This window comes from Microbacterium maritypicum MF109, assembly GCF_000455825.1.
GTDB classification, from domain to species: Bacteria; Actinomycetota; Actinomycetes; order Actinomycetales; family Microbacteriaceae; genus Microbacterium; species Microbacterium maritypicum_A.
In genome coordinates this window covers 279,025-303,650 of record NZ_ATAO01000206.1, presented here as the reverse complement: position 1 = coordinate 303,650, position 24,626 = coordinate 279,025, and the positions used below count along the sequence as shown (strand labels likewise).

The 24,626-nt window shown below is 68.4% G+C and carries 21 protein-coding genes; 18 read left to right on the top strand and 3 right to left on the bottom strand.

All coding sequences use genetic code 11. The features are described 5' to 3' along the window. The first annotated feature begins 45 nt into the window (after positions 1-45). Complete coding sequence (locus L687_RS35725) at positions 46-2,298, top strand: RelA/SpoT family protein (RefSeq protein ID WP_021200634.1); 2,253 nt, start codon at positions 46-48, stop codon at positions 2,296-2,298. Here L687_RS35725 and L687_RS35720 read toward each other — a convergent pair. Next, on the bottom strand, positions 2,285-2,836 hold the full coding sequence (locus L687_RS35720; RefSeq protein WP_021200633.1) for a type IV toxin-antitoxin system AbiEi family antitoxin: 552 nt from the start codon (positions 2,834-2,836) through the stop codon (positions 2,285-2,287). The genes L687_RS35725 and L687_RS35720 overlap by 14 nt on opposite strands. Before the next feature lie 64 nt (positions 2,837-2,900). Then, the gene (locus tag L687_RS35715; protein WP_021200632.1) at positions 2,901-4,253 is read right to left on the bottom strand and encodes a DUF349 domain-containing protein; all 1,353 of its coding nucleotides are present in this window, start codon (positions 4,251-4,253) and stop codon (positions 2,901-2,903) included. A 213-nt stretch (positions 4,254-4,466) separates the two neighbouring features. Between L687_RS35715 and L687_RS0121780 the strand changes: the two genes are divergently transcribed. Continuing rightward, positions 4,467-6,359, top strand: coding sequence for an NAD(P)/FAD-dependent oxidoreductase (locus L687_RS0121780; RefSeq protein WP_052514707.1), 1,893 nt, complete (start codon positions 4,467-4,469; stop codon positions 6,357-6,359). Further along, positions 6,359-7,117, top strand: coding sequence for a winged helix-turn-helix domain-containing protein (locus L687_RS35710; protein WP_021200631.1), 759 nt, complete (start codon positions 6,359-6,361; stop codon positions 7,115-7,117). Before L687_RS0121780 ends, L687_RS35710 begins: the two co-directional genes overlap by 1 nt. Before the next feature lie 40 nt (positions 7,118-7,157). On the opposite strand, the gene L687_RS35705 is transcribed toward L687_RS35710, so the two are convergent. Then, positions 7,158-7,460 (bottom strand): hypothetical protein, encoded by a 303-nt coding sequence (locus tag L687_RS35705; RefSeq protein ID WP_029259264.1) that lies wholly within the window; start codon positions 7,458-7,460, stop codon positions 7,158-7,160. A 102-nt stretch (positions 7,461-7,562) separates the two neighbouring features. Here L687_RS35705 and L687_RS35700 point away from each other — a divergent pair, with 102 nt between their 5' ends. The 15 genes from L687_RS35700 (at position 7,563) to L687_RS35630 (ending at position 24,601) form a co-directional block, all read left to right on the top strand. Then, the gene (locus L687_RS35700; protein WP_021200629.1) at positions 7,563-8,951 is read left to right on the top strand and encodes a replication-associated recombination protein A; all 1,389 of its coding nucleotides are present in this window, start codon (positions 7,563-7,565) and stop codon (positions 8,949-8,951) included. Between the two features lie 182 nt (positions 8,952-9,133). After that, the gene (rpsD, locus tag L687_RS35695; RefSeq protein WP_017830546.1) at positions 9,134-9,763 is read left to right on the top strand and encodes a 30S ribosomal protein S4; all 630 of its coding nucleotides are present in this window, start codon (positions 9,134-9,136) and stop codon (positions 9,761-9,763) included. A gap of 111 nt (positions 9,764-9,874) precedes the next feature. Beyond that, on the top strand, positions 9,875-10,063 hold the full coding sequence (locus tag L687_RS35690; protein ID WP_021200628.1) for a hypothetical protein: 189 nt from the start codon (positions 9,875-9,877) through the stop codon (positions 10,061-10,063). A 55-nt stretch (positions 10,064-10,118) separates the two neighbouring features. Next, a complete protein-coding gene (alaS, locus tag L687_RS35685; protein WP_021200627.1) occupies positions 10,119-12,779 on the top strand; it encodes an alanine--tRNA ligase in 2,661 nt (886 codons plus the stop codon). Further along, complete coding sequence (gene ruvX / locus L687_RS35680; protein WP_021200626.1) at positions 12,776-13,249, top strand: Holliday junction resolvase RuvX; 474 nt, start codon at positions 12,776-12,778, stop codon at positions 13,247-13,249. Before alaS ends, ruvX begins: the two co-directional genes overlap by 4 nt. A gap of 2 nt (positions 13,250-13,251) precedes the next feature. Next, positions 13,252-14,772: an endolytic transglycosylase MltG gene (mltG, locus tag L687_RS35675; RefSeq protein ID WP_021200625.1), complete on the top strand. Its 1,521-nt coding sequence runs from the start codon at positions 13,252-13,254 to the stop codon at positions 14,770-14,772. Continuing rightward, a complete protein-coding gene (locus L687_RS35670; RefSeq protein WP_021200624.1) occupies positions 14,735-15,589 on the top strand; it encodes a hypothetical protein in 855 nt (284 codons plus the stop codon). Before mltG ends, L687_RS35670 begins: the two co-directional genes overlap by 38 nt. A gap of 63 nt (positions 15,590-15,652) precedes the next feature. Beyond that, a complete protein-coding gene (aroC, locus tag L687_RS35665; protein WP_021200623.1) occupies positions 15,653-16,882 on the top strand; it encodes a chorismate synthase in 1,230 nt (409 codons plus the stop codon). Continuing rightward, positions 16,866-17,384 carry a shikimate kinase gene (locus L687_RS35660; RefSeq protein ID WP_021200622.1) on the top strand — a complete coding sequence of 173 codons (519 nt, stop codon included), beginning with the start codon at positions 16,866-16,868 and terminating at the stop codon, positions 17,382-17,384. Before aroC ends, L687_RS35660 begins: the two co-directional genes overlap by 17 nt. Further along, positions 17,381-18,469 (top strand): 3-dehydroquinate synthase, encoded by a 1,089-nt coding sequence (gene aroB, locus L687_RS35655; RefSeq protein WP_021200621.1) that lies wholly within the window; start codon positions 17,381-17,383, stop codon positions 18,467-18,469. Before L687_RS35660 ends, aroB begins: the two co-directional genes overlap by 4 nt. Then, a complete protein-coding gene (gene aroQ, locus L687_RS35650; RefSeq protein WP_021200620.1) occupies positions 18,466-18,903 on the top strand; it encodes a type II 3-dehydroquinate dehydratase in 438 nt (145 codons plus the stop codon). Before aroB ends, aroQ begins: the two co-directional genes overlap by 4 nt. A 55-nt stretch (positions 18,904-18,958) precedes the next feature. Beyond that, a complete protein-coding gene (gene efp / locus L687_RS35645; protein WP_021200619.1) occupies positions 18,959-19,519 on the top strand; it encodes an elongation factor P in 561 nt (186 codons plus the stop codon). A 3-nt stretch (positions 19,520-19,522) separates the two neighbouring features. Then, complete coding sequence (gene nusB, locus L687_RS35640) at positions 19,523-19,933, top strand: transcription antitermination factor NusB (RefSeq protein WP_021200618.1); 411 nt, start codon at positions 19,523-19,525, stop codon at positions 19,931-19,933. A gap of 48 nt (positions 19,934-19,981) precedes the next feature. After that, entirely contained in the window at positions 19,982-22,942 is a 2,961-nt protein-coding gene (locus tag L687_RS35635) for a DEAD/DEAH box helicase (protein WP_021200617.1), read from the top strand. A gap of 81 nt (positions 22,943-23,023) precedes the next feature. Beyond that, on the top strand, positions 23,024-24,601 hold the full coding sequence (locus L687_RS35630) for a Rieske 2Fe-2S domain-containing protein (RefSeq protein ID WP_021200616.1): 1,578 nt from the start codon (positions 23,024-23,026) through the stop codon (positions 24,599-24,601). Positions 24,602-24,626: the final 25 nt, after the last annotated feature.

The following is a 24,626-nucleotide window of genomic DNA, read 5'->3' as shown; positions in this document are numbered from 1 at the left end:
GTCCCGCACAGCACGCGTAGGATTGATCGATCAGGAGGTGAGTAGATGGCGGAACCGCAGACGTCATCGCAGGGCTCGAGTCTGCGACGGCTGGTTCCCCGCATCTTCTCCCGCGCGTCGAGGATCAACGATCTCGACAACCTGATCCGCACCGTCCGCGCGAATCACCCGAAGGGTGATTTCTCTGTCATCGAACGGGCCTACGCCGTCGCGAAGGAGAAGCACGAGGGGCAGAAGCGGCAGAGCGGCGAGCCGTACATCACGCATCCGCTCGCCGTCGCGCAGATCCTCGCGGAGCTCGGACTCGGCCCACGGGCGATCGCGGCCGCACTGCTGCACGACACCGTCGAGGACACGGGCTATGCCCTGACGGACCTCACCGCCGAGTTCGGCGACGAGGTGGCGATGCTCGTCGACGGCGTCACCAAGCTCGACAAGGTCAAGTACGGCGAGAGCGCCCAAGCCGAGACCGTGCGCAAGATGATCGTGGCGATGTCGAAGGACATCCGGGTGCTGCTGATCAAACTCGCCGACCGCCTCCACAACGCGCGGACCTGGGGCTTCGTCCCGCCCGAGAAAGCGGCGAAGAAGGCCAAGGAGACTCTGGAGATCTATGCTCCGCTGGCGAATCGTCTCGGTATCCAGGCGATCAAGTCGGAGCTCGAGGATCTCTCCTTCGCGGTGCTGCATCCCAAGATCTACAACGAGATCCACAGTCTCATCGCGCAGCGCACTCCGCAGCGCGAGAAGTACCTCAACCAGGTCGTCGAGGAGATCGACGAGGATCTGCGCGACCTCCGCATCCGCGGCAAGGTCGTCGGGCGTCCGAAGCAGCTCTACTCGGTGTACCAGAAGATGGTCATCCGCGGGCGTGAGTTCGACGACATCTACGACCTGATCGGCATCCGCGTCCTGGTCGCCTCCGTGCGCGACTGCTACGCGGTGCTGGGCGCCATCCACGCGCGCTGGACCCCGTTGCCCGGGCGCTTCAAGGACTACATCGCGACGCCGAAGTTCAACCTCTACCAGTCGCTGCACACCACCGTCATCGGCCCCGCCGGCCGCACCGTCGAGATCCAGATCCGCACCCACGAGATGCACCAGCAGGCCGAGTACGGTGTGGCGGCGCATTGGATGTACAAGGAGCGGATGAACGGCGGTGGCAAGACCGAGGTCCGTGCCTCCGACACCGACATGGCGTGGCTCGCGCACATCTCCGACTGGCAGGCGGAGACCGCCGATCCGGGCGAGTTCCTCGAATCGCTCCGGTTCGAGATCGGCGCGAAGGAGGTCTACGTCTTCACGCCGAAGGGGCGGGTGATCGGACTCCCCGCCGGCGCCACTCCCGTGGACTTCGCGTATGCCGTGCACACCGAGATCGGGCACCGCACGATGGGCGCGAAGGTCAACGGACGCCTGGTGCCGTTGGAGTCCGAGCTCAAGAGCGGTGACGTCGTCGAGGTCTTCACCTCGAAGAACCCCGATGCCGGTCCCAGCCAGGACTGGCTCGGCTTCGTCGCGAGCACCCGCGCCCGCAACAAGATCCGCGGGTGGTTCACGAAGGAGCGCCGCGAAGAGGCGATCGAGCAGGGCAAGGAGGCCATCGCGCGCGCGATGCGCCGACAGAACCTGCCGTTGCAGCGCCTGATGAGCCATGACTCGTTCACCGAGGTGGCGCGGGGCATGCACTACGAAGACGTCTCGGCGCTCTACGCCGCTGTCGGTGAAGGCCACGTGTCCACGCAGTCGGTGCTGGAGAAGGTCACCGCTCTCGTCGCGGTGAACGATCCGACCACCGGTGCCATCGACCTTCCCGGCAGCGTCCAGACCCGGGAGCCGCGATCCGGTGACTCGGGCGTGCTCGTGCGCGGAGCCAACGACATCCTCGTGAAGCTCGCCAAGTGCTGTACCCCGGTCCCCGGGGACCAGATCGTCGGATTCGTGACCCGCGGCAGTGGTGTCTCCGTGCACAGAGCGGACTGCGTGAACGTGAAGGCCCTCGGTGCGGAGCAGGACCGCTTCGTCGAGGTGTCGTGGGCGCCCACCACCAAGAGCGTGTTCCGGGTGCAGATCCAGGTCGAGGCGCTCGACCGCTCCGGGCTGCTCTCCGACGTCACCCGCGTGCTGAGCGAGCACCACGTCAACATCCTGTCGGCGACGGTCACGACGACCGACGAGCGTCTGGCACTGAGTCGGTTCGTGTTCGAGATGGGCGATGCCGTGCACCTCGACCGTGTGCTCAACGCCGTACGCAGGATCGACGCCGTGTACGACGTCTACCGCGTCACCTCCTCCTGAGGGCGAGTCTCTCGAGCACCGCCGATCCCGCTCTGCTTCCCGGAACGCGGCTCATGCCGCGCAGTACGTCGGCTGCGGCCGCCGGGGCATCGGGGAACACCAGCGCGAGTCGTTCCATCCAGGTCAGCATTCGGGGGTCGCGATGGAGAGCCGTTGCGAGATCGAGCATCGTCCGTTCCGGCCGCGCCACTCGGACTCCGCCGAGCACCTGCACGTCAGACGCCGGGAGCACGGTGTCGTGGAACACGAGGCGTGCGCTGGTGCTCGCGCGGATCCGTCTCTCGACGCAGCGTCGCACATGGTGCACGACGGGCGGGGTGTCACCGGCGCCGTGGATCCAGGCAGCAGTCGGACCCGCGGCTGCGGTTCCCGGTTGCACGAGGGACCCGACTGCACCTGCCCTGACATCCGGTCCTTCGATGAGGTCAGCCGGGACGTAGACCTCGCCGACCTCGACCACATGGCCGTCGATCCGCGCGGCGCTGAGTTCGGACAGGCTCAGCCGATCGCCGGGGACATACAGGAAGACGGGGTGCATCACGTCAGTCTGACGTAGTGCACCCCGTCTCTTCAGCAGTGCTGAGCGACCTGTGGAGAACGGGTCAGCTCCCGAGGGCGCTGAGCCACGCGCGGCGTGCCTCGAGGGCATCCGTTGCCGCCTTGGCCGCCTTCTTGTCGCCCGACTTCTCTGCCGCGGCGACTTCGGCCTCGAGCTTCTCGATGGCCTCGAGCAGCTGCGAGCTCATGTCGTTCGCGCGAGCCTTGGTCTCGGGGTTGTTCTTCTTCCAGTCCACGTCTTCGCGGCCCTTGAGCCCCTGTTCGATGGCGCGGAGCTTGTCGTCGAGCGCACGTTCCTTCTCCCGAGGGAAGATGCGACCGATCTCGTCCCACTGCCGCTGGATGCGGGTGAGGAGAGCGCGGGCACGCTTGATGTTCGACTCGTCGGCCACGGCCTTCGCCTCTTCGAGGAGCGCCTCGCGGGCTTCGATCTTCGGGGCGGAATCCGCTTCCTCTGCGGCGGCCTGCTCGGCGCGGGCGGCGTAGAGCGCGTCGCCGGCAGCCTTGAAGCGCGCCCAGAGAGCGTCGTCGGCCTTGCGGCCGGCGCGGCCCGATGCCTTCCACTCGTCGAGCAGGTTCCGGTACGCGGGAATGCCGTCCGTGCCACGCGGGGCGAGTGCCTCGGCACGCTCGACCAGACGGGTCTTCGCGTCGCGGGCGACCTTGTGCGCGTCGTCGAGCTCGGAGTAGAACGCGCGGCGCTGCTTGTCGACGACGGCGCGAGCGTCGCGGAATCGCTTCCAGAGCTGCTGGGAGATGCCCTTCGACAGGCGCGGCCCGTTCTGCTGCTGCGCCTGCCAGGCATCGAACAGTTCGCCGAGCTCGGCCGTGACCTGCTTCCACTGCACCTTGCTGAGATCGCGGGCGGCGATGGCCTCGGCACGTTCGACGAGGACCGTGCGCTCGGCGATCGCCTTGTCGACGAGTTCCTTGGCGTGCTGTGCCTCCTGCTCGGTCGCCTCGGAGAGGGACGAGGTCAAGGCGTTGAGTCGATCGCGCAGGCCGGCGAGGTCGCCGACGGCAGCGGCATCGGTCGCTTCGTCGATCAGGTGCGAGGCCTGCTTGGCGAGATCGCTCGCCGACGCTCCGCCGGCCTGATGACGCTGTTCGAGAGCGTGCACCTTGAAGGCGATGTCATCGAACTTGCGGACGAAGTAGGCGAGGGCCTCGTCGGGAGTCCCATCGGGGTACTGGCCGACGACGCGCCAGGCCTCGCCCTCCTTGACCTCGACGGTCCCGTCTTCGGATACGCGACCCCATTCCGCTGATGTCGAGGATGCCGCAGGCACCGGGGCGACGGGCGCGACGGCGGCCGGCGTCGGCGCCTTGCGCGGCATCGGTACGGCAGGGGGGCCGGGGACGGGGGGAGTCGGCTTCGTGGGCTCGTTGGCAGACACGTGATTCTCCTTGCGCGGTCGGGCCGCGGGAGGCGGAAAGGACGAGGCTCAGCCTAGTACGCCGGAGCGTCGCGGGTGAGGTCCCAGGACTTCGATGATCGTTACCGTTCTGTGAGGAGAACTTTCGACGCAGGACACATTCTCCGTCATCTCCGGGAAACACGATGCTCCTATCGTCGCGAGCACGACAGCCTTCCGGTCGACAGGAGCAGTATGAAGGACACGACTTCCCCGCCGCACGAGATCCTGGTCGTCGGCGCGGGGATGGCGGCGCACCGTTTCGTGGAGCGCCTGCTTCGCGACCCGGGTGCGGCGGTGCGGGTCACGGTCATCGGCGATGAGGGACATGGCCCGTACGACCGATCCGCTCTCGTGGGTGTCCTCACCGGCCGGGAGGTCGAGGATCTCCAGCTCGACCGAACGGTGTTCCGCGACGACCGTGTGCGGTTGATCCGTGACGACCGCGTGCTCCGCATCGACCGGTCGGCGCGGGTGGTGCGCACACGATCCCGACGCTCCTATTCCTACGACGTGCTCGTGCTGGCCACCGGGTCGTTCGCGGGGCGGGTGGCGGTGTCAGGGGCTCGCCTCCCCGGCTGCTTCGTCCTGCGCACCATCGAGGACGCGGAGTCGGTGCGGGATTTCGTCGATTCGCGATCGCGTGCCCTCGGCCGTCCGCTGCGAGGCGTTGTCATCGGTGGCGGGCAGCACGGAATCGACACCGTTGCAGCACTCGACGACGCCGGCGTCGGCGCGACGATCGTGCAGTACGCGGATCGTCTCCTTCCCTCCCTGCTGGACGAAGCTGCAGCAGACGTCCTGCGCGGCGCCCTCGAAGAACGGGGCATCGCTGTCCGCACTCGGACCAGGACGACGCGGCTCGATCCGGACGACTCGGGAGCCGTCACGGCGCTCGAGTTCCAGGACGGTACCTTCCAACGCGCCGACCTCGTCGTCTTCACCGTCGGCGTGCGACCTCGGGACGAACTCGCGCGCAATGCCGGACTCGACGTGCACCCGCAGGGAGGAGTGATCGTCGACGATCGCTGCACGACATCGGATCCGCGCATCCTCGCGATCGGTGAGGCGGCCTGCGTCGACGGACGCTGCGTCGACGCCGCCGCTTCCGCATATGCCATGGCGGAGGTGGCGGCCGCGCGTCTGCTCGGGGGAGGGGAGCGCTTCGGCGGGCACCGACGAGACGTGCACCGCACCATCGCGGGCGTCGATCTCGCGTGCTTCGGCGAGCCAGCGACGCGCGACGCCGATCCCGACACCGTCGAGGTCGTCACGCATCGCTCGCGAGGCACCGGTGTCTACCGAAAGCTCGTGCTCACCGACGATGCGCAGACGCTCCTCGGCGGAATTCTCATGGGCGATACGAGCGGTCTTGGCGTTCTTCGTCGGCTCGTCGGTGGACCGGCGCGTGGCGAGCTCGCTGCCGAACTGCGCCGGGCAGCGCATCCCGACGACTCCCGTGCGGTCTGCGTGCACATCGGCATGTCGTCGCAGGAGCTCCTGGCAGTGCTCCGCGCGGACGAGGTGTTCACGTTCAGCGCGGTCGGAGCCCGCTTCGGGCGGGACCCGGAGTGCGAGCGCTGCACCCTGGCTGTGGCACGCGCGCTCGCGGAACTGGCGACGGAGCGCTCTCCGCTCAGCACGCGCGGCGCACAGGAGGGGCTCGATTCGCACACGGGCCCGGTCCGATCGGAGGGGAGCCGAGTGCGGCTGTCGACGGTGACGGGGACGGAGCTCACGCCGGGGCATCTCGTCGACATCGGGCGTCTTGCGCAGGACCTGGGCCTGACGTTGCGGATCGTCGACTCCCGGATCGAACTGCAGGGCGTCTCCCACGACCAGCAGGCGCGGTTGCGGCATGGCCTCACCGCCGCGGGCCTCGCGTCCTCACCCCCTCTGCCGGCCGGAGCCGACCCGAACTCCGCGTCACCGACGCGGCGCGCACACGGCGCGGTATCGGCGGATCCGAGTTCATCCGAGTCCCCGCATCGCGGTGACGGCACGACGGTCGCGATCGGCTGGAGGGATCGGGGTCGGAGCGCCGATCCGCGGCGGGGCGTCTCCCTTCGCGCCGAGAATCCCGCGTGATGACCGGGCGTTCGGGGGCACGCCCGGTGCTCGCAGGATGCAGGATCATCATCTCGGCCCAGGCGAGGGCGGCAGGAGCATTTGCGGCCGGGAATCGTTCCGCCGGAGCGGATGAACTCGACCGCGCACTCGGCGCAGAGGGCGCGGACGTGATGCGCGTCGTGACATCCCGTCCGGTGACCACCCCGACGGGCGTGCTGTACCGTGCGGTGCATCGCGCGGGGTCCGGGGGCGCCGACGCCGTGCTCTTCACCGCGTCGTCCGCGTCATGGATCGACGCGGCGACGAGGAGCGGCGCGCTCGAAGCGCATCGCCGTCGTGCCGAAGCGGGCCGGTTGCTCCTGGTCTCGGATGACGAGCGCGAGGCTCGCCGCCTTCAGGACGCCGGCCTGAACGCACGATACGTCGAGCGGGAGAGACCGACGGGTCTCGTCGGATGCGTCGTCGCACACTACGGAAGCGGTGCAGGATCGGTGCGCACCGATGCCGGAAGCCTCGAGGTGCGCAGCGGGGGCGTCGTGCTGGACGGGCGCTTCCTTCCGCTGTCCCGTGGCGCAGCGGACCTGATCGAGGCCCTGTTCCTCGCCCGCGGACGCGTGCTCTCGCGAAGGGAACTCGGTCGTGAGCTACCCGGCGGCGAGCGCAGCGGACGGGCGGTGGAGGTGGCCGTCGCCCGGTTGCGGGAGTCGTTGGGTGGCGTCGACCTGGTCCAGACCGTCGTCAAGCGGGGCTATCGCCTCGCCGTATCGGAGCCGTGAGCCGAGGGCATCGGTGGTAGGCGATCAACCGCGTCGGCGGTCACTCCGCCGGTGCGTCCGAGGGGACGGGGGCCGGCGTCTCCGCGGGTGTCTCGGTCGGAGCGGTGGTCGGCTCGACGGAGGGAGTGGGGGTGGGCTCGGGTTCGGGCGCGGTGACCTGGGCGTGCACGACCTGGCTGCCGATCGCTGCGACGACGATGAGGCTGCCGACGACGGCGGCGATCGTGTTGTCACGGACACGGCGGCGGATCTGCCCTTCGTGCCACTGGGTGCGGGCGGTGTGCAGTCGTGCGCGCTCCGCCGATGTGCGCGCCTGTGCGTTCTTGGAACCGCGTGCGGCCATGCCCTGCTCTCCCATCCGAACGCCGCTCCACGACGTCGCCTGAGAGCCTACCCGGATGCGGAGGTTCACCGAAGTGTCGGGGGCCGACGTTAGCCTGGAGGGATGACGTCCCCTGCTGCGCTGCTCTCCGGGCAGACGCCCCTTGCCGTGCGCATGCGTCCGGTGTCCCTCGCGGAGGTCGCGGGCCAGCGTCATCTGCTGCGTGCGGGATCGCCGATCGTCGCACTCGCCGACCCCGAAGCGACAGCCCCCGGGGCCGTGTCGATCATCCTGTGGGGACCGCCGGGAACCGGGAAGACGACTCTCGCTCAGGCCATCGCACGATCGTCCGGTCGGCGATTCGTCGAACTCTCCGCCATCACGGCGGGGGTGAAAGACGTGCGCGAGGTCATGCAGGAAGCCGTCACGCAGCGCGACCTCTACGGGCAGACGACCATCCTCTTCCTCGACGAGATCCACCGCTTCACCAAGGCGCAGCAGGATGCCCTTCTCCCCGGAGTCGAGAACGGCTGGGTGATCCTGATCGCCGCGACGACAGAGAACCCGTCGTTCTCCGTCATCTCACCGCTGCTCTCGCGTTCGCTGCTGTTGACGCTGCAGCCGCTCACCGACGACGACATCGGCCTCCTCGTCGATCGTGCGGTCACCGACCCCCGCGGTCTGAACGCATCCGTCGCTCTCAGCGACGAAGCGAGGTCGGCTCTGGTGCGGCTGGCCTCGGGTGACGCGCGGCGCGCCCTGACCGGGCTGGAGGCCGGCGCCGCGGTCGCACTGTCCCACGCGACGGCCGCGGACGCGGACGACGAGGGGAACGATGCGTCGGCGCCCGGTGCGTCGGTGCCCGGTGCGTCCGTGCCCGAGGTCTCGGCCGATGACATCTCCCAGGCGGTCGACAAGGCCCTGCTGCGTTACGACCGGCAAGGCGACGAGCATTACGACGTCATCAGCGCCTTCATCAAGTCGATCAGAGGGTCCGACCCCGATGCCGCGTTGCACTACCTCGCCCGCATGATCGAGGCAGGGGAGGACCCGCGCTTCATCGCCCGGCGCCTGGTGATCTCGGCATCGGAAGACGTCGGTCTCGCCGACCCGCAGGCCCTGGCCATCGCCGTGGCGGCTGCAGATGCCGTGGCGTTCATCGGCATGCCGGAAGGTCGCATCCCCCTTGCAGAAGCGACCGTCTACCTGGCCACCACCGCCAAATCGAACGCCGCGTACGTCGGGATCGACGCGGCGATCGCCGACATCCGCGCCGGCGGTTTCGGTCGGGTTCCGCTGCATCTCCGTGATGCGCACTACCCGGGCGCCAAACGTCTGGGCCACGGCCGCGGCTACGTCTATTCGCACGATAGTGAGTTCGGCGTCGTGCCCCAGCAGTATCTGCCGGACGAACTCGACGGTCGGCACTACTACGACCCCAAGAACCTCGGTGCGGAGCGCGACATCGGTGCGCGCCTCGAGCGGATCCGCCGCATCCTCGGAGACCGCTGACCCTGCGGATCCGGCGCGGAAAAGCGATCTGTTAGACTTGAGCGGCTCGAAACCGAGTTTTCGGGCATCTCCTCGTTCACACCACACCTTGCTGGCGCCCCGGCGTGCGCTCCAAGGCAGAACGCGGACGATACGTCCGTGAGTCGTGAAAGACGCGACCACGTCATCGGAAGGAAAACTTCGTGACCACGAAGTCCCAGGACCGCCGCAAGGTGCGTCTCAGCCGCGCCCTCGGCGTCGCTCTCACCCCGAAGGCCGCCCGCTACCTCGAGAAGCGTCCGTACGCTCCGGGTGAGCACGGCCGCACCAAGCGCAAGGCAGACAGCGACTACGCCGTCCGTCTGCGTGAGAAGCAGCGTCTTCGCGAGCAGTACGGCATCCGCGAGAAGCAGATGCGCAACACCTTCAACGAGGCTCGTCGTCAGGACGGCCTGACCGGTGAGAACCTGGTCGAGCTCCTCGAGATGCGTCTCGACGCTCTCGTCGTGCGTTCGGGCTTCGCCCGCACCACCGCACAGGCTCGCCAGCTCGTCGTGCACCGCCACATCCTGGTCGACGGCCAGCTCGTCGACCGCCCGTCGTTCCGCGTGAAGCCGGGTCAGCTCATCCACGTCAAGGCCAAGAGCGAGGGCACCGAGCCCTTCCAGGTGGCGGCAGCCGGCGGTCACGCCGAGGTCCTGCCCCCCGTTCCGGGCTACCTCGAGGTCGAGCTCGACAAGCTCCAGTCGCGTCTGGTTCGTCGTCCGAAGCGCGCCGAGGTCCCCGTGACCTGTGAAGTGCAGCTCGTCGTCGAGTACTACGCGGCTCGCTGATCCAGCGATCGAGCAATCAGGCAGGAGGCGTCGGGATTCCCGACGCCTCCTGTCGTTTCCGCATACGATGGTGACACCGCGCCTTCGCGGGTCAAGGGCAAGGATGACGACATGAAGAACGTGCTGTGGTTCCTGATCGGTGTGATCGGCGGCTTCGTCGCGGCTCACTTCATGAACAAGGACCCGCGCGGTCATGACATCCTCGCCGAGGTCGACGCCCGGATCAACGGGTTCACCGCGATCCTCAGCGACGCCTACCGCGAGCAGGAGGCACGGCTCACGGAGCCGGGCGACAACTGAACCACCGCAGCGGCGCCTCGGCGCGGCATCTTCACGCAAGGACACCCGGAACCTTATGAAAACTGCGGAAATCGCGCAGCGCTATCTCGACTTCTTCGAGAAGAACGACCACCTCATCGTCCCCTCGGCCTCCCTGGTCAGTGACGACCCGTCCCTGCTGTTCACGGTCGCCGGAATGGTGCCGATGATCCCGTACCTCACAGGTGTCGTCCCTGCTCCGCACTCGCGTATCGCCGACGTGCAGAAGTGCATCCGCACGAACGACATCGAAGAGGTCGGCCGCACTGCCCGTCATGGCACGTTCTTCCAGATGCTCGGCAACTGGTCGTTCGGCGACTACTTCAAGGAAGGCGCGATCCGCTATGCCTGGGAGCTGTTGACGAGCTCCGAGTCCGACGGCGGTCTCGGCTTCGACGAGAAGGACCTGTGGGTCACCGTCTACGAGACCGACGACGAGGCCGAGGCGATCTGGCGCGACATCATCGGGCTCAAGCCGGAGCGCATCCAGCGCCTGGGCCGGGCGGACAACTACTGGAACACCGGCCAGCCCGGACCGGGTGGTCCCGACTCGGAGATCTTCTTCGATCGCGGTCCCGCCTACGGCAAGGACGGCGGCCCGGCTGTCGACGACTCGCGGTTCCTGGAGATCTGGAACCTCGTGTTCATGCAGGACTTCATCGAGAACATCCGCAGCAAGACGGAGTTCGACATCGTCGGCGAGCTGCCGATGAAGAACATCGACACCGGCATGGGCCTCGAACGCGTCGCCTTCCTCAAGCAGGGTGTCGACAACATGTACGAGTCCGATCAGGTGCGGCCGGTGCTGGACCGTGCGGTCGAGCTCTCCGGACGGCCCTACGGGGCGCAGCACGAGGACGACGTGCGGTTCCGTGTCGTCGCGGACCACGTGCGCTCCTCGCTCATGCTCCTCTCCGACGGCGTGCGTCCCTCCAACGAGGGACGCGGGTACATCCTGCGCCGTCTGATGCGTCGCACGGTCCGCTCGATGCGCCTGCTCGGTGTCGACGAGCCGGTGTTCCCCGAGCTGTTCGCCGCGTCCCGCGATGTGATGAAGACCACCTATCCGGAACTCGAGAGGGACTGGTCTGTGCTCTCGGCATCGGCGTTCGCCGAGGAGGAGACCTTCCGTCGCACCCTCGTCGCCGGGTCGACGATTCTCGACCTGGCTCTGGACGAGACCAGGAAGGGCGGCGGGAAGACCCTGAGCGGTCCCGAGGCCTTCCTGCTGCACGACACCTACGGCTTCCCGATCGACCTCACGCTCGAGGTCGCCGAGGAAGCAGGGCTCGACGTCGATCGAGCCGCTTTCGACACCCTTATGCAGGAGCAGCGCCAGCGCGCGAAGGACGACGCCCGCAACCGCAAGCGTCAGCTCGCCGACGTGTCCGTCTATCGCGATCTGCGCGCGCTGGGAGAGACCGGATTCGACGGTTACACCGCGCTCGAGGTCGAATCCCGTGTGCTCGGTCTCCTCGTCGACGGTGTCCCCGTGCGCAGCGCCGCCGAGGGCCAGATCGCCGAGGTCGTGCTCGCCGAGACGACGCTCTACGCGGAGTCGGGTGGACAGGTGGCCGACAAGGGCACGATCGTGGGCCCGGGATACACGCTCGAGGTGCTCGATGTGCAGAAGCCGGTTCCCGGTCTGATCAGTCACACCGTCGAGGTCACGCGCGGCAGCGTCGCCGTCGACGACATCGCGACCACGGTGGTGGACGCGGCAAACCGTCGTGCCGCCCGCCAGGCGCACTCGGCCACCCACCTCGTGCATGCCGCTCTGCGCGACACGCTCGGTCCGACCGCGACGCAGGCGGGCTCGTTGAACCGTGCCGGCTACATGCGCTTCGACTTCGCCTGGTCGCAGGCGCTCTCGACGGATACGCGGAGCGAGATCGAGGAGATCACCAACCGCGCGGTGCAGGACTCCCTCGAGGTGACCACGCGCATCGTCTCCCTCGACGAGGCGAAGGAAGCCGGAGCCATGGCTCTGTTCGGCGAGAAGTACGGCGACGTCGTGCGAATGGTCGACATCGGCGGCCCCTGGTCGCGTGAGCTGTGTGCGGGCACGCACGTCAGCACGAGCGCGGAGATCGGTCTGGTGAGCCTGGTCGGAGAGTCTTCCGTCGGCGCATCCAATCGTCGCATCGAGGCGCTCGTCGGTGCCGATGCCTTCCGGGAGCTCGCCGCGGAGCGGGCGATCGTCTCGCAGCTGACCAGTTCCCTGAAGACGCCGCGCGAACAGCTTCCGGAGCGGATCGCCGACCTCGCCGCGAGTCTGAAGGCGGCGGAGAAGCGCATCGCGCAGTTCGAGGCCAAGGAGAGGGCGGGTCAGGTTCCCGCCATCGTCGAGGCCGCGACCCGCGCTGGAGCGTTCCGCCTGGCTGCCCAGAACCTGGGCGAGGTGGCGTCCGCGGACGATGTGCGCGATCTCGTGAACGGCGTGCGCGATCGGCTCGGTTCCGATGCCGCGGTCGTGGCATTGGGAGCTGTGGTCAACGGTCGTCCGGTCGTGGTCGTCGCCACCAACGATGCCGCTCGGTCTGCGGGCGCGAAGGCCGGCGCGTTGGCGAAACGCGCTGCCGGTGTGCTCGGCGGCGGCGGCGGCGGTCGTGACGACGTCGCGCAGGGCGGTGGCGCGGATGCCGCGGCTCTTCCCGCGGCGCTCGAGGCCATCTCACAGGAGCTGCACGCCGCGTGAGCGGGTTCCGCCGCGGCGTGCGACTCGGCATCGACGTCGGCAGGGCGAGGGTCGGTGTCGCGCGCTGCGATCCCGATGGCATGCTCGCCGTCCCGGTCGAGACGGTCCCTCGGGACGACGCATCGATCGACCGCCTCGTGCAGATCGCAGGGGAGTACGACCCGTTGGAGTTCGTGGTCGGCCTCCCGGTGAACATGCAGGGTGCCGACACACCGTCGACCACGGATGCGCGAGAGTTCGCCGCTGCGCTTCAGGTGCGCAGCGGGATCCCCGTGCGCCTCGTGGACGAGCGCCTCAGCACCGTGAGCGCGCACGCCGCTTTGCGCAGTTCCGGGAGATCTCAGAAGAACTCTCGTAGCATTGTGGATCAGGTCGCCGCCGTGGTGCTTCTGCAGCAGGCGATCGACATGGAGAAGAGCACCGGAAACCCGGCCGGCGCCACCATCTCGCCTGACGAGGAGCACGCCTGACGATGTCTGAACGTGACAGCGCCACCCCCCGGCACGATCCTGATTCCCGCCTGGGGGATCTGTTCGAGAATCTGCCGGACCCGACGCAGCAGATCCCGACCGTCGACAACAGTGCTCCGGCGCCCGGTTCGCGCCGCGCCGCCCGAGAGGCAGCAGCCGGAGAGGGAACCGCGACTCCGGTGGGAGGCACGGCCCGCACGCCGGCCGAGCCGTCCCCTGTGCCGGTACGTGGGTCCGCGGACGATGCCGTCACCGCGGATGCGGCGCCGTCGCCGACGCCCGTTCGCGCTTCGGCCGACGCCGCAGAGACTCCCACGCGTGCTCTCCCGCAAGCGGTGCCCGCGGCGGGCACCGGTCGTACCTCGGCAGCGGCCGAAACGCCCGAACCGGTGATCGGAGGCGGGCTCGACGATCTGTTCGCCCCGCACGACGACCATGTTCCCGCGGCGCCGAAGAAGAAGCGCCGCAAGGGCTGCCTGATCGCGCTGATCATCGTGCTCGCCGTGCTCGGCGGCATCGCGGCGGCTGGCGCCTGGGCCTGGAACACCTACGGCGACAAGATCAGCGATGCCATGGGCTGGGGCGAGTCGAAGGACTGGGAGCCCGGTCTCGCGAACGGCGAAGCCCTCGTCACGATCAAGCAGGGCGACACCGGGGGGCCGGTGTCGACGGCGCTCTATGAGGCCGGCGTCACGAAGACCGAGGACGTGTTCTACGACTACATCGTCGAAGAGAACCTCGCGGTCACGTTCTATCCGGGCGTCTACCGCCTGCAGAAGAAGATGACGGCAGAGGCCGCCCTCGCCGCGCTCAAGGACGACGCGAACAAGATGGCGAATGCCGTCTCGGTCTCCGAGGGAGGCACGATCGTCTCCTCGTTGCCCGGCATGGCCGAGACTCTCGGGCTTCCGCTCGCCGACTTCGAGGCTGCGGTCCAGGACCCCTCGGCCTACGGCGTGGACGCGCCGAGCCTGGAGGGCTGGCTGTTCCCCGCAGTGTACGAATTCGATCCCGGGGTCACCGCACCTCAGGTGATCCAGCGGATGGTCGACCGCACCAGAGAGTCGCTCGACGCGGCAGGTGTGCCGGCGGCTGATGCCGAACGGATCCTGACGATCGCCTCGATCATCCAGCGCGAGGGCCGTCTCGACGACTTCGCGAAGGTGTCCCGCGTCATTCAGAACCGCCTCGACATCGACATGAAGCTGCAGATGGATTCGACCGCCCAGTACGGCTACGGGTCGCTGCACGAAGGCGTCGTGTCGAGCTCGAAGGAAGCGCTCGAGGACGACAACGAGTGGAACACCTACGTGCGCACCGGCCTGCCGGCGACACCGATCGCCAGCCCGAGCGACGCGGCCATCAAGGCGGCGATGCAGCCTGCTGACGGCCCGTGGCTGTACTTCGTCACGATCAACCTCGCCACGGGGGAGACGCAGTTCTCCGAGACCATGGCGGAGCACGAGCAGGGAATCGAGAAGTGGCGTGAGTGGTGCCGTGCGAACCCCGACGGCGGCTGCTGAGACGGTGACGCGCTCACGGTTGGCGGTCTGGGGCGATCCGATCGCGCACTCCAAGTCCCCGGAGCTGCATGCGGCCGCCTATCGTGTGCTCGGCCTGGACTGGGAGTACGGACGGCGTCGGGTCTCGGCGGAGGGATTCGCCTCGGCGATCGCCGAACTGGACGACACCTGGCGTGGTCTCTCCCTCACGATGCCGTTGAAGGAAGAGGCGTTCCGCGCGGCGGCGACACGGGATCGTCACGCGCGGCTCACGGGCGCCGTCAACACGCTCCTCCTGGGAGACGAGCCGGCCGGGTTCAACACCGATGTCGGAGGGATCGTCGATGCCCTCGCCGAGGCGCACATCGCCGAGGTCGAACGGGTCCGGATACTCGGGGCCGGGGCCACGGCGGCGTCGGCTCTCGTCGCCGCAGCCGAGATCGGGGCCGCGCGCGTCGACGTGCGTGCTCGGCGCGCTGCTGCCGCGGCGGCGCTGGTGGATCTCGGGGAGCGGCTCGGCCTCGTCGTGGAAGTACGCGCGTTCGATGCGCCTGCTCCGGCCGTCGAGCTGACCGTGGCCACGCTGCCCAGCGGCACCGCTCTCCCCGCGGAGATCGCCTCGGTGCTGTCGTCGAGTGGCGGGTCGCTCTTCGACGCCGCCTACGCCCCGTGGCCGTCAGCTCTCGCGATGACCTGGAGCGATGGCCCGGCCATCTCCGGACTCGGCATGCTGCTGCATCAGGCCGTGCGCCAGATCCGTATCTTCCGGCACGGCGATCCGACGATGGAGCTCCGCGACGAGGCCGCGGTGATCACCGCGATGCGCGCCGCGCTCTGACCGAACCGCTCGCTCGACGAAACGCGGCGCTGCGGGGGTGCGAACCCGTGGGAGACTGGAGCAATGCTCCGCGTGCTCACGGCCGGCGAATCGCACGGCCCAGAACTCATCGCCGTCATGGAGGGTCTTCCCTCCGGCGTCCCTGTGTCCTCCGAGGCCATCCAGGCCGACCTCGCCCGTCGCAAGTTGGGCTATGGCCGCGGCTCGCGGATGAAGTTCGAGCAGGATGAGCTGACGATCTCCGGCGGTGTGCGCCACGGCCGGAGCCTCGGCAGTCCGATCGCGCTGCGCATCGGCAACACCGAATGGCCCAAGTGGATCGAGGTCATGAACCCCGAGCCCGTCGAGCTCACGGACAAGTCTCGCGGACGCAGCGCGCCTCTCACCCGTCCGCGTCCAGGGCACGCCGATCTGGTGGGCATGCAGAAATACGACTTCGACGAGGCGCGTCCGATCCTCGAGCGTGCGAGCGCCCGCGAGACGGCCGCTCGTGTCGCGTTGGGAGCGATCGCCCGCTCCTTCCTCGGTGAGCTCGGGATCCGTCTCGTCAGCCACACGTTGTCGATCGGCCCGGTGCGCGTACCCGAGGGTTCTGCGCTGCCCACGCCGGATGACGTCGAGGCGCTGGACGCCGATCCGCTCCGGTGCTTCGACGCGGCGACCTCCGCGCTGATGGTCGCCGAGGTCGACGACGCCAAGAAGGACGGCGACACGCTCGGCGGGATCGTCGAGGTCCTCGCGTACGGGCTGCCTCCGGGACTCGGCTCCCACGTGCACTGGGACCGGCGCCTCGACGCGCGTCTGGCCCAGGCCCTGATGAGCATCCAGGCGATCAAGGGTGTCGAGGTCGGCGACGGCTTCGAGACCACCCGTCGTCGCGGCTCGGCCGCGCACGACGAGCTCTTCGCGACCGCCGACGGCATCACGCGCGGATCCGACCGTGCCGGCGGCACCGAGGGCGGCATGTCGACGGGCACCGTCCTGCGCGTGCGTGCCGGCATGAAGCCGATCGCGACGGTGCCGCACGCGCTGCGGACGATCGACATCGCGACAGGAGACGACGCCACTGCCCACCACCAGCGCTCCGACGTGTGCGCGGTACCAGCCGCCGGTGTGGTCGCCGAGGCGATGGTCGCGGTCGAGCTCGCGAACGCCGTGCTGGAGAAGTTCGGCGGCGACAGCATCCGGGAGACGCGACGGAACCTCGACGGGTACCTGGCGGGCATCCCTGCCGAGCTGCGCACGACCCCCGCGTCCGAGGCGGCGCTCATCGCGCATGACGAGCGCGGCTGATCCGCTGACGCTGGTGCTGGTCGGCCCGATGGCCGCCGGCAAGACCAGCGTCGGCAGACGCGTCGCTCGTCGGCTCGGCGTCGCGTTCATCGACACCGACAAGCGCATCGTGGCCGCCCACGGACCCATCGCCGGCATCTTCGAGGCCCACGGCGAGGCGCACTTCCGTGCCCTCGAGCGGGCCGCGGTGGCAGAGGCCCTCGCCGAGGGCGGGGTGATCTCCCTCGGTGGCGGGGCGGTGACGGAAGCGGCGACCCGGGAGCTGCTGGCAGAGCACCCGGTCGTGTTCCTGACCGTGAGCCCCGACGCGGTGGCCGATCGGCTCCGTGGGAGCAATCGTCCGCTGCTGGCGGGGGAGGACCCCCTGGAGCGCTGGAAGAAGATCTTCGAGGAACGTCGGGGGTGGTACGCCGAGGTGTCATCGGCGACCTTCGACACCTCACGTCGTCCGATGCAGAAGATCGCGGACGAGATCGTGGCATGGAGGAGAGAGCAGCGATGAGCACGACGACCATCAGCGTCACCGGTAGCGACGCCTACGACATCACGATCGGGCGGGGGATCCTCGAACGGGTCTCGGCTGCGCTGGCTCCGGGGGTGCGCAAGATCCTGGTCGTGCACCCCCCGACGCTGGCCGCCCGGGCCGCCGAGCTGCGCGATCGCCTGCTCGCCGACACCTCGGACGGGCCGCGTGAGGTGCTGCTCGCCGAGATCCCGGATGCGGAGCAGGGCAAGCGCATCGAGGTCGCGGCCTTCTGCTGGCAGGTGATGGGGCAGGCCGACTTCACGCGCAGTGACGCCGTCATCGGCTACGGCGGCGGCTCGGTCACCGATCTCGCCGGCTTCGTGGCGGCGACGTGGCTGCGCGGTGTGCAGCTGATCCAGGTGCCGACCACGGTCCTCGGCCTCGTCGACGCGGCGGTCGGCGGCAAGACCGGGGTGAACACCGCGGAGGGCAAGAACCTCGTCGGTGCGTTCTGGGCGCCGCGCGCCGTCGTGGGCGACCTCGACGAGCTCGCGAGCCTCAGCCCGAACGAGGCGACCGCCGGTTTCGCCGAGGTGGTGAAGGCCGGATTCATCTGGGCGCCGGAGATCCTCGACATCGTCGAGGCGGATCCCGCTCGTGCCGTTGACCCCACGACGGACGAGTTCCGGCGTGCCATCGAACTTGCGATCGCGATGAAAGCCGAGGTCGTCTCGGACGACTTCCGGGAGGCGGGCCTGCGGGAGATCCTCAACTACGGCCACACCCTCGGGCACGCCATCGAGCACGCAGAGCGATACCGCTGGCGTCACGGCGCCGCGATCTCGGTCGGCATGCTGTACGCGGCCGAGCTCTCGCGTCTCGCCGGACGCCTCTCCGACGCCGCGGCGGAGCGTCACCGCACCATCCTCGAGTCGCTGGGGCTTCCGACCTCGTACCGCGCAGGAGCATGGCCGCAGCTGCTCGCCACGATGCAGCGCGACAAGAAGAGCCGCGGCGGAATGCTGCGCTTCATCCTTCTCGACGACATCGCGAAGCCGACGGTGCTGCAGGCCCCGGACGAATCGCTGATGTTCGCCGCCTACCAGGAGGTCGGCGCGTGAGCCGACGCATCCTCCTGGTCAACGGACCCAACCTGAACCTGCTCGGTTCGCGCGAACCCGAGGTGTACGGCACGGCCACGCTCGCCGACGTGGAGCGCATCACCATCGACGCCGCCGCAGAACACGGCTTCGAGGTGCGTGCGGTGCAGAGCAACCACGAGGGGGTGCTGATCGACGCGATCCACGCCGCCCGTGAGGACTGCGCCGCGATCGTGATCAATCCCGGCGGACTCACGCACACGTCGGTGGTGCTGCGCGACGCTCTCACCGGAGTCTCGCTGCCGTTCGCCGAGGTGCACATCTCCGATGTGTACGCACGGGAGGAATTCCGGCACCACTCCTACCTCGACGACGTCGCGGCCGTGCGCGTCGTCGGACGCGGTGTCGACGGCTACGCGGATGCCGTGCGGCAGCTCGCAGCACTCATCCCTTAGAATCGACTGTCGGTCTCGTCCGACCCCGCAGACTCACGAACGGAACTCGCAGCGCATGGCATCTACCGCAGACATCAAGAACGGCGTCGTCCTCAGCATCGACGGTCAGCTCTGGAGCGTCATCGAGTTCCAGCACGTCAAGCCCGGCAAGGGTGGCGCCTTCGTGCGCACCAAGCTGAAGAACGTCGTCTCGGGCAAGGTCGTCGACCGTACGTACAACGCCGGCGCCAAGATCGAGATCGAGAACGTCGACCGCCGCGACTACACGTACCTGTACACCGACGGCGACGGTTACGTCTTCATGGACCAGACAGACTTCGACCAGATCACGGTCGGCGCCGCTACGGTCGGCGACGCGAAGAACTTCCTGCTCGAGAACCAGGCCGTCACGATCGCCCTGAACAACGGCAACCCGCTCTACATCGACCTCCCGGCGTCCGTGGTCCTCGAGATCACCTACACGGAGCCCGGCCTGCAGGGCGACCGCTCGTCGGCCGGCACCAAGCCCGCCACGCTCGAGACCGGCTATGAGATCCAGGTGCCGCTCTTCGTCGAGGCCGGCACCAAGGTCAAGGTCGACACCCGCACGGGTGACTACCTCGGCCGCGAGAAGTAAGGCGTGAGCGCCCGGACGAAGGCGCGCAAGCGCGCTCTCGACATCCTGTTCTCCGCCGATGTGCGCGGGGACGACCTCGCGGTCACGCTGGCCGCCGAGGCGAAGCGCGCCGCGAGCGAGCCCGCCCGCGAGGCGTCCTGGCTCTACGCCCGCGAGATCGTCGACGGCATCATCGACTCGCGCGATGAGATCGACGAGCAGATCACGACGCACAGCCGCGACTGGAAGCTGGAGCGGATGCCCGCGGTCGACCGCGCGCTGCTCCGGATCGGCGTGTGGGAGATCCTCTACAACGACGACGTTCCGACGGCTGTCGCGATCGATGAGGCCGTGGAACTCGCCAAGGAGTTCTCGACCGATGACTCCGGCGCCTTCGTGCACGGCGTCCTCGCGCGAGTCGCCCGCGCCGCCTGATCCGTCCGACGGGGAGGCACTGTCGGCGGTGTCGGAGAGGATGGGGGCATGCCCCTGCCGAACGACCCGTCCCGTCCCGATGGCGCGTCATCCGCAGACTGGCGTTCGATCCTCGGAGCGCCGCGCGAAGATGCGGTGACGCAGCTCGCGCTCGGGGTCGAGCTCCGCGTGCGCGACGGTCGCGGAGCGAACCCCTGGGCCTCCCGCCCGCAGCGGACCGCTACTGCGCGCGACGTCGCCAAGCGCACGGGGGAGATCCTGCTCGGCATCCGTCCGCTCGAGAAGAGCGCGGCGACCGGTGCCTGGGTGCAGGGTGCGGCAACCTGGGACGCGGTGAGACGTTCCCCGACGCAGTACGGACGCGACCGCTCCCGATGGTTCGCCGATCTGCTCAGCATCGCGCGCGACACGCTGCTGTCCGGCACGGCGGGCGACTGGCTGGTCGCCGATCTGATCGAGTCCGGCCTGCTGTGGGGGCATCTGCGCGCGGCGGCCGACGTCGACGTCCCGCTGATCGCCACGCAGAAGAGCACGACCGTCGTTCTCGCTGATCGCGCCACGATCGGCGCGACGGTCGGCCGTGACGACGCGGGCGGACTCCTCGTGCGCCCTGACATCACGATCGACGGCCGCGATGCAGACCCCGCCGACGTGCAGACGATCGGGCACAGAGGGCTCTACGAGGTCGCTCAACACGGCACGAAGCTGCGCGTGACGCTCGCCGAGGCGCCGATCGCCGAGCCGGTGCACGCACTGCTCGCCGCAAGGACGGGGCTCGAGGTGCCCGCGCGTGACGAAGCCGCGTTCTTCCGTGACGCCTACCCGCTGCTTGCCCGGCGGGTCGAGGTGCGTCCGGTCGGTCGCGTCGAGCTGCCGGTGCTGCCCGCACCCCGACCGGTGCTCGAACTGTCGTTCCTGCGCGGCGACACGGTGAAGTACACGTTCGAATGGGACTATCGCGGGTTCGGGCGCGTCCCGTTCGCTCCCGGAGGAGACGCCGTGCGCGACGCGGTCGCGGAGGAGATGCTCCGAGACGCGCTCCAGGCCGTCTGGATGGAGCAGCTGGGCGAAGAACTCACTTCGGCGGGTTCCTTCCACGACGTCGCCGCCGCCGAGTTCGTCACTCGCATGGTGCCGGCGCTCGAGGCAGAGGGCGTCATGGTCTCCGTATCCGGTCGTCGCAAGAGCTATCACGAGCTCACGGGCGAGCCGCAGATCACCGTATCCACCGTCGAGAGCAGCGACCCCGACTGGTTCGACCTGGGAGTCCTGGTAAAGATCGACGGGCGCACCATCCCGTTCGAACCGCTGTTCACGGCGCTCAGCAAGGGCCGCAAGAAGCTCCTCCTCGTGGATGGCAGCTACTTCTCCCTAAACCATCGAGCGCTCGATCGTCTCCGGGAGCTGATCGACGAGTCCGGCGAGCTCGAAGAATGGGAGACCGGCCCGCGGATCAGCCGCTACCAGACCGATCTCTGGGAGGAGTTCGAGGATCTCGCTGATGAGGCGGTTCCCGCGGTCACGTGGCGCGCGACCGCCGACGGCCTGCGCACAGCCACCTCCGTGCCTGCGGTGTCGATGCCGTCGGGCATCACCGCCGCGCTCCGGCCGTACCAGAAGGAGGGCCTGGACTGGCTCGCCTTCCTGTGGAGTCATCGTCTGGGCGGTATCCTCGCCGACGACATGGGGCTCGGAAAGACGCTCCAGCTCCTGGCTCTCATCGCGCATGCCCGAGAGACGGGGGAGCAGCGGCCGTTCCTCGTGGTCGTCCCGACGTCGGTGCTCGCCACCTGGCGGAGCGAGGCCGAGCGCTTCGCGCCTGCGCTCCGGGTGCTGCTCCGGGGGAGCACACAGGGTCGCTCGCTCGATGACAGCATCGGTGACGCCGATCTCGTCATCACGACCTACGCGGTCGCCCGTCTTGACGAGGCCGAGTACGCCCGTGTCGAGTGGGCGGGACTCATCCTCGACGAGGCGCAGTTCGTGAAGAACCCGGCGACCAAGCTGCATCGTGCTGTGGCCTCGTTCCGTGCGGACGTGACGTTCGCGGTCACCGGCACCCCGATGGAGAACAGCCTCAGCGAGCTGTGGGCGCTGCTGAAGCTCACCGCTCCCGGCCTGTTCGCCTCTGCGCGGAAGTTCCGCGAACACTACATCCAGCCGATCGAGCAGGGAAAGGCCCCGGAGAACGAGGAGGGCGGCGCCTATCGGCAGCGACGCCTCGAGCAGCTGCGGCGGCGCATCCGGCCCCTGCTGCTGCGACGGACGAAGGAGCTCGTGGCCCCCGACCTCCCGGCGAAGCAGGAGCAGATCCTCGAGGTCGAGCTCAGCTCGTCTCATCGCGCGCTCTACGACGTGGTCCTGCAGCGCGAACGGCAGAAGGTTCTCGGACTGCTGGAAGACCTCGATCGCAACCGCTTCATCGTCTTCCGCTCGCTCACACTGATGCGCATGCTCAGCCTGGCCCCCGGGCTCATCGACCCCGAAGATGCGAAGATCGGTTCGCGCAAGCTCGACGTGCTGATCGAGCGGGTGATCGAGCTCCAGGCGGAGGGCCATCGGGCGCTCGTGTTCAGCCAGTTCACCTCGTTCCTCGATCTGGCCGCGGCGCGCCTCGATGCCGCCGGCATTCCTTATGCGCATCTCGACGGGTCGACACGTCACCGGCAGAAGGTCGTCGAGAGCTTCACCTCGGGGGAGCAGCCGGTGTTCCTCATCAGTCTGAAGGCCGGCGGCTTCGGCCTCACGTTGACCGAGGCCGATTACGTCTTCCTGCTCGATCCGTGGTGGAACCCCGCAGCCGAGGCGCAGGCCGTCGATCGCACACACCGCATCGGTCAGGACAGCCAGGTGTTCGTGTATCGCATGATCTCCACCGGCACGATCGAGGAGAAGGTGCTCGACCTGCAACGCCGCAAGGCCCGGCTGTTCACCGCCGTGCTCGACGACGAGGCGCTGTTCGCGCAATCGCTCTCCGCCGACGACATCCGCGGGCTGTTCGAGGGCTGACCGGAATACTCACGGCCCGGTCGACCGGGCGTTCAGGGAGCCGTCGGTACAATCGAACGGTTCACTTTCGGGAGGAATGCAATGCGGATCACGGGACTCGGCCACGCCGGGATGTTCATCGAGACGGTCGGCGGGAACATCATCTGCGACCCGGTCCTCGGACCCTCGTTCTACGGATCCTGGTTCCCGTTCCCCGACAACCGAGGCCTGGACTGGGAGCGTTTCGGGCGTGAAGCCGATTTCCTCTGGATCTCGCACCGGCACCGCGACCACTTCGACCCGCGGCTCCTCGAACGCTACATCCGCAAGGACATCGAGGTGCTGCTTCCGGAGTACCCGACCGATGACCTCGAGAAGGACATCCGGGCACTCGGCTACACGAACATCACGTACGCCCCGGCCGGGCAGGTGATCCAGCGCGGCGAGCTCAAGATGATGATCACGCCGCTGCGAGCCCCCAGCGACGGTCCGATCGGCGACTCCTCGCTGAGCGTCGACGACGGCACCGGCTCGATGCTGAACCAGAACGACTCCCACCCGCTCGATCTCGAGAAGCTGCTCGATTTCGGCAAGCCCGACGCGTACTTCACTCAGGTGTCCGGCGCGATCTGGTGGCCCATGGTCTACGACCTGCCTCTCGATGCCAAGCAGAACTTCGCCCGTCTCAAGCGCGAAGCGCAGAACAAGCGCGCCATGTACTACATCGAGAAGGTCGACGCTCCGCACGTCTTCCCGATGGCGGGCCCGCCCATGTTCCTGCGTGACGACCTGTTCGACTTCAACGGCCTCGGTAAGAACGGCGAGTCGATCTTCACCGACCAGAAGCAGTTCCTCGCGCACATGAAGGAGCTGGCGCCGCAGTACGACGGGCAGCTCTTCATCCCCGGCACGGTCGTCACGGTCGAGGACGGATCCGTCACGAGCGAGCAGACGCTCTACACCGAGGCCGAGATCTCCCACATCTTCGACGAGAAGTGGGACTACCTCGAGGAGCAGCGGGCGAGTCGACAGCAGGAGATCCGCGACGAGGAGGCTTCTCGTGCCGCGATCATCCCGCCCGCCGAGATGCTCGAGGCGATCAAGAACTGGTGGGAGCCGCTGCTGAAGAAGTCCCGCACGATCCGACTCGGCGTCGGCGGGTGCGTGCGCTTCCGCATCGGCGAGCTCGACATGGTGGTCGACTTCCCCCGCGCGAAGGTCCGGGAGTACGCCGGGGAGGAGTGCATCTACTGGTACACCATCCCCGCAGACCTGGTCTCGACGAACATCGTCGATCACGAGATCGACTGGTCGAACTCGATCTTCCTCTCGATGCAGTTCTCCGTGGGGCGCAGCGGCAAGTTCAACGAGTTCCTCACCACGTTCCTCAAGTGCCTCTCCGTGGATCGGATCGAGTACGTCGAGAACTGGTACCAGGAGCAGACCGACCAGACCGAGGATGCCGAGATCGGCGACTGGGTCGTGCAGCGCCGGTGCCCGCACCTGCGTGCCGACCTCACCCGCACGGGCACGGTCGACGAAGACGGCATCCTCACGTGCAGCATGCACGACTGGAAGTGGGACCTGAAGACGGGGCGCTGTCTGTCGACCGCCGGTCACCCGATCCGTTCCTCCAAGATCGATGAGGTCACCGACCCCGTGCTGCAGGAGGCCAGCTGATCCGCCGGAGTCCCCGCGCTCCGAT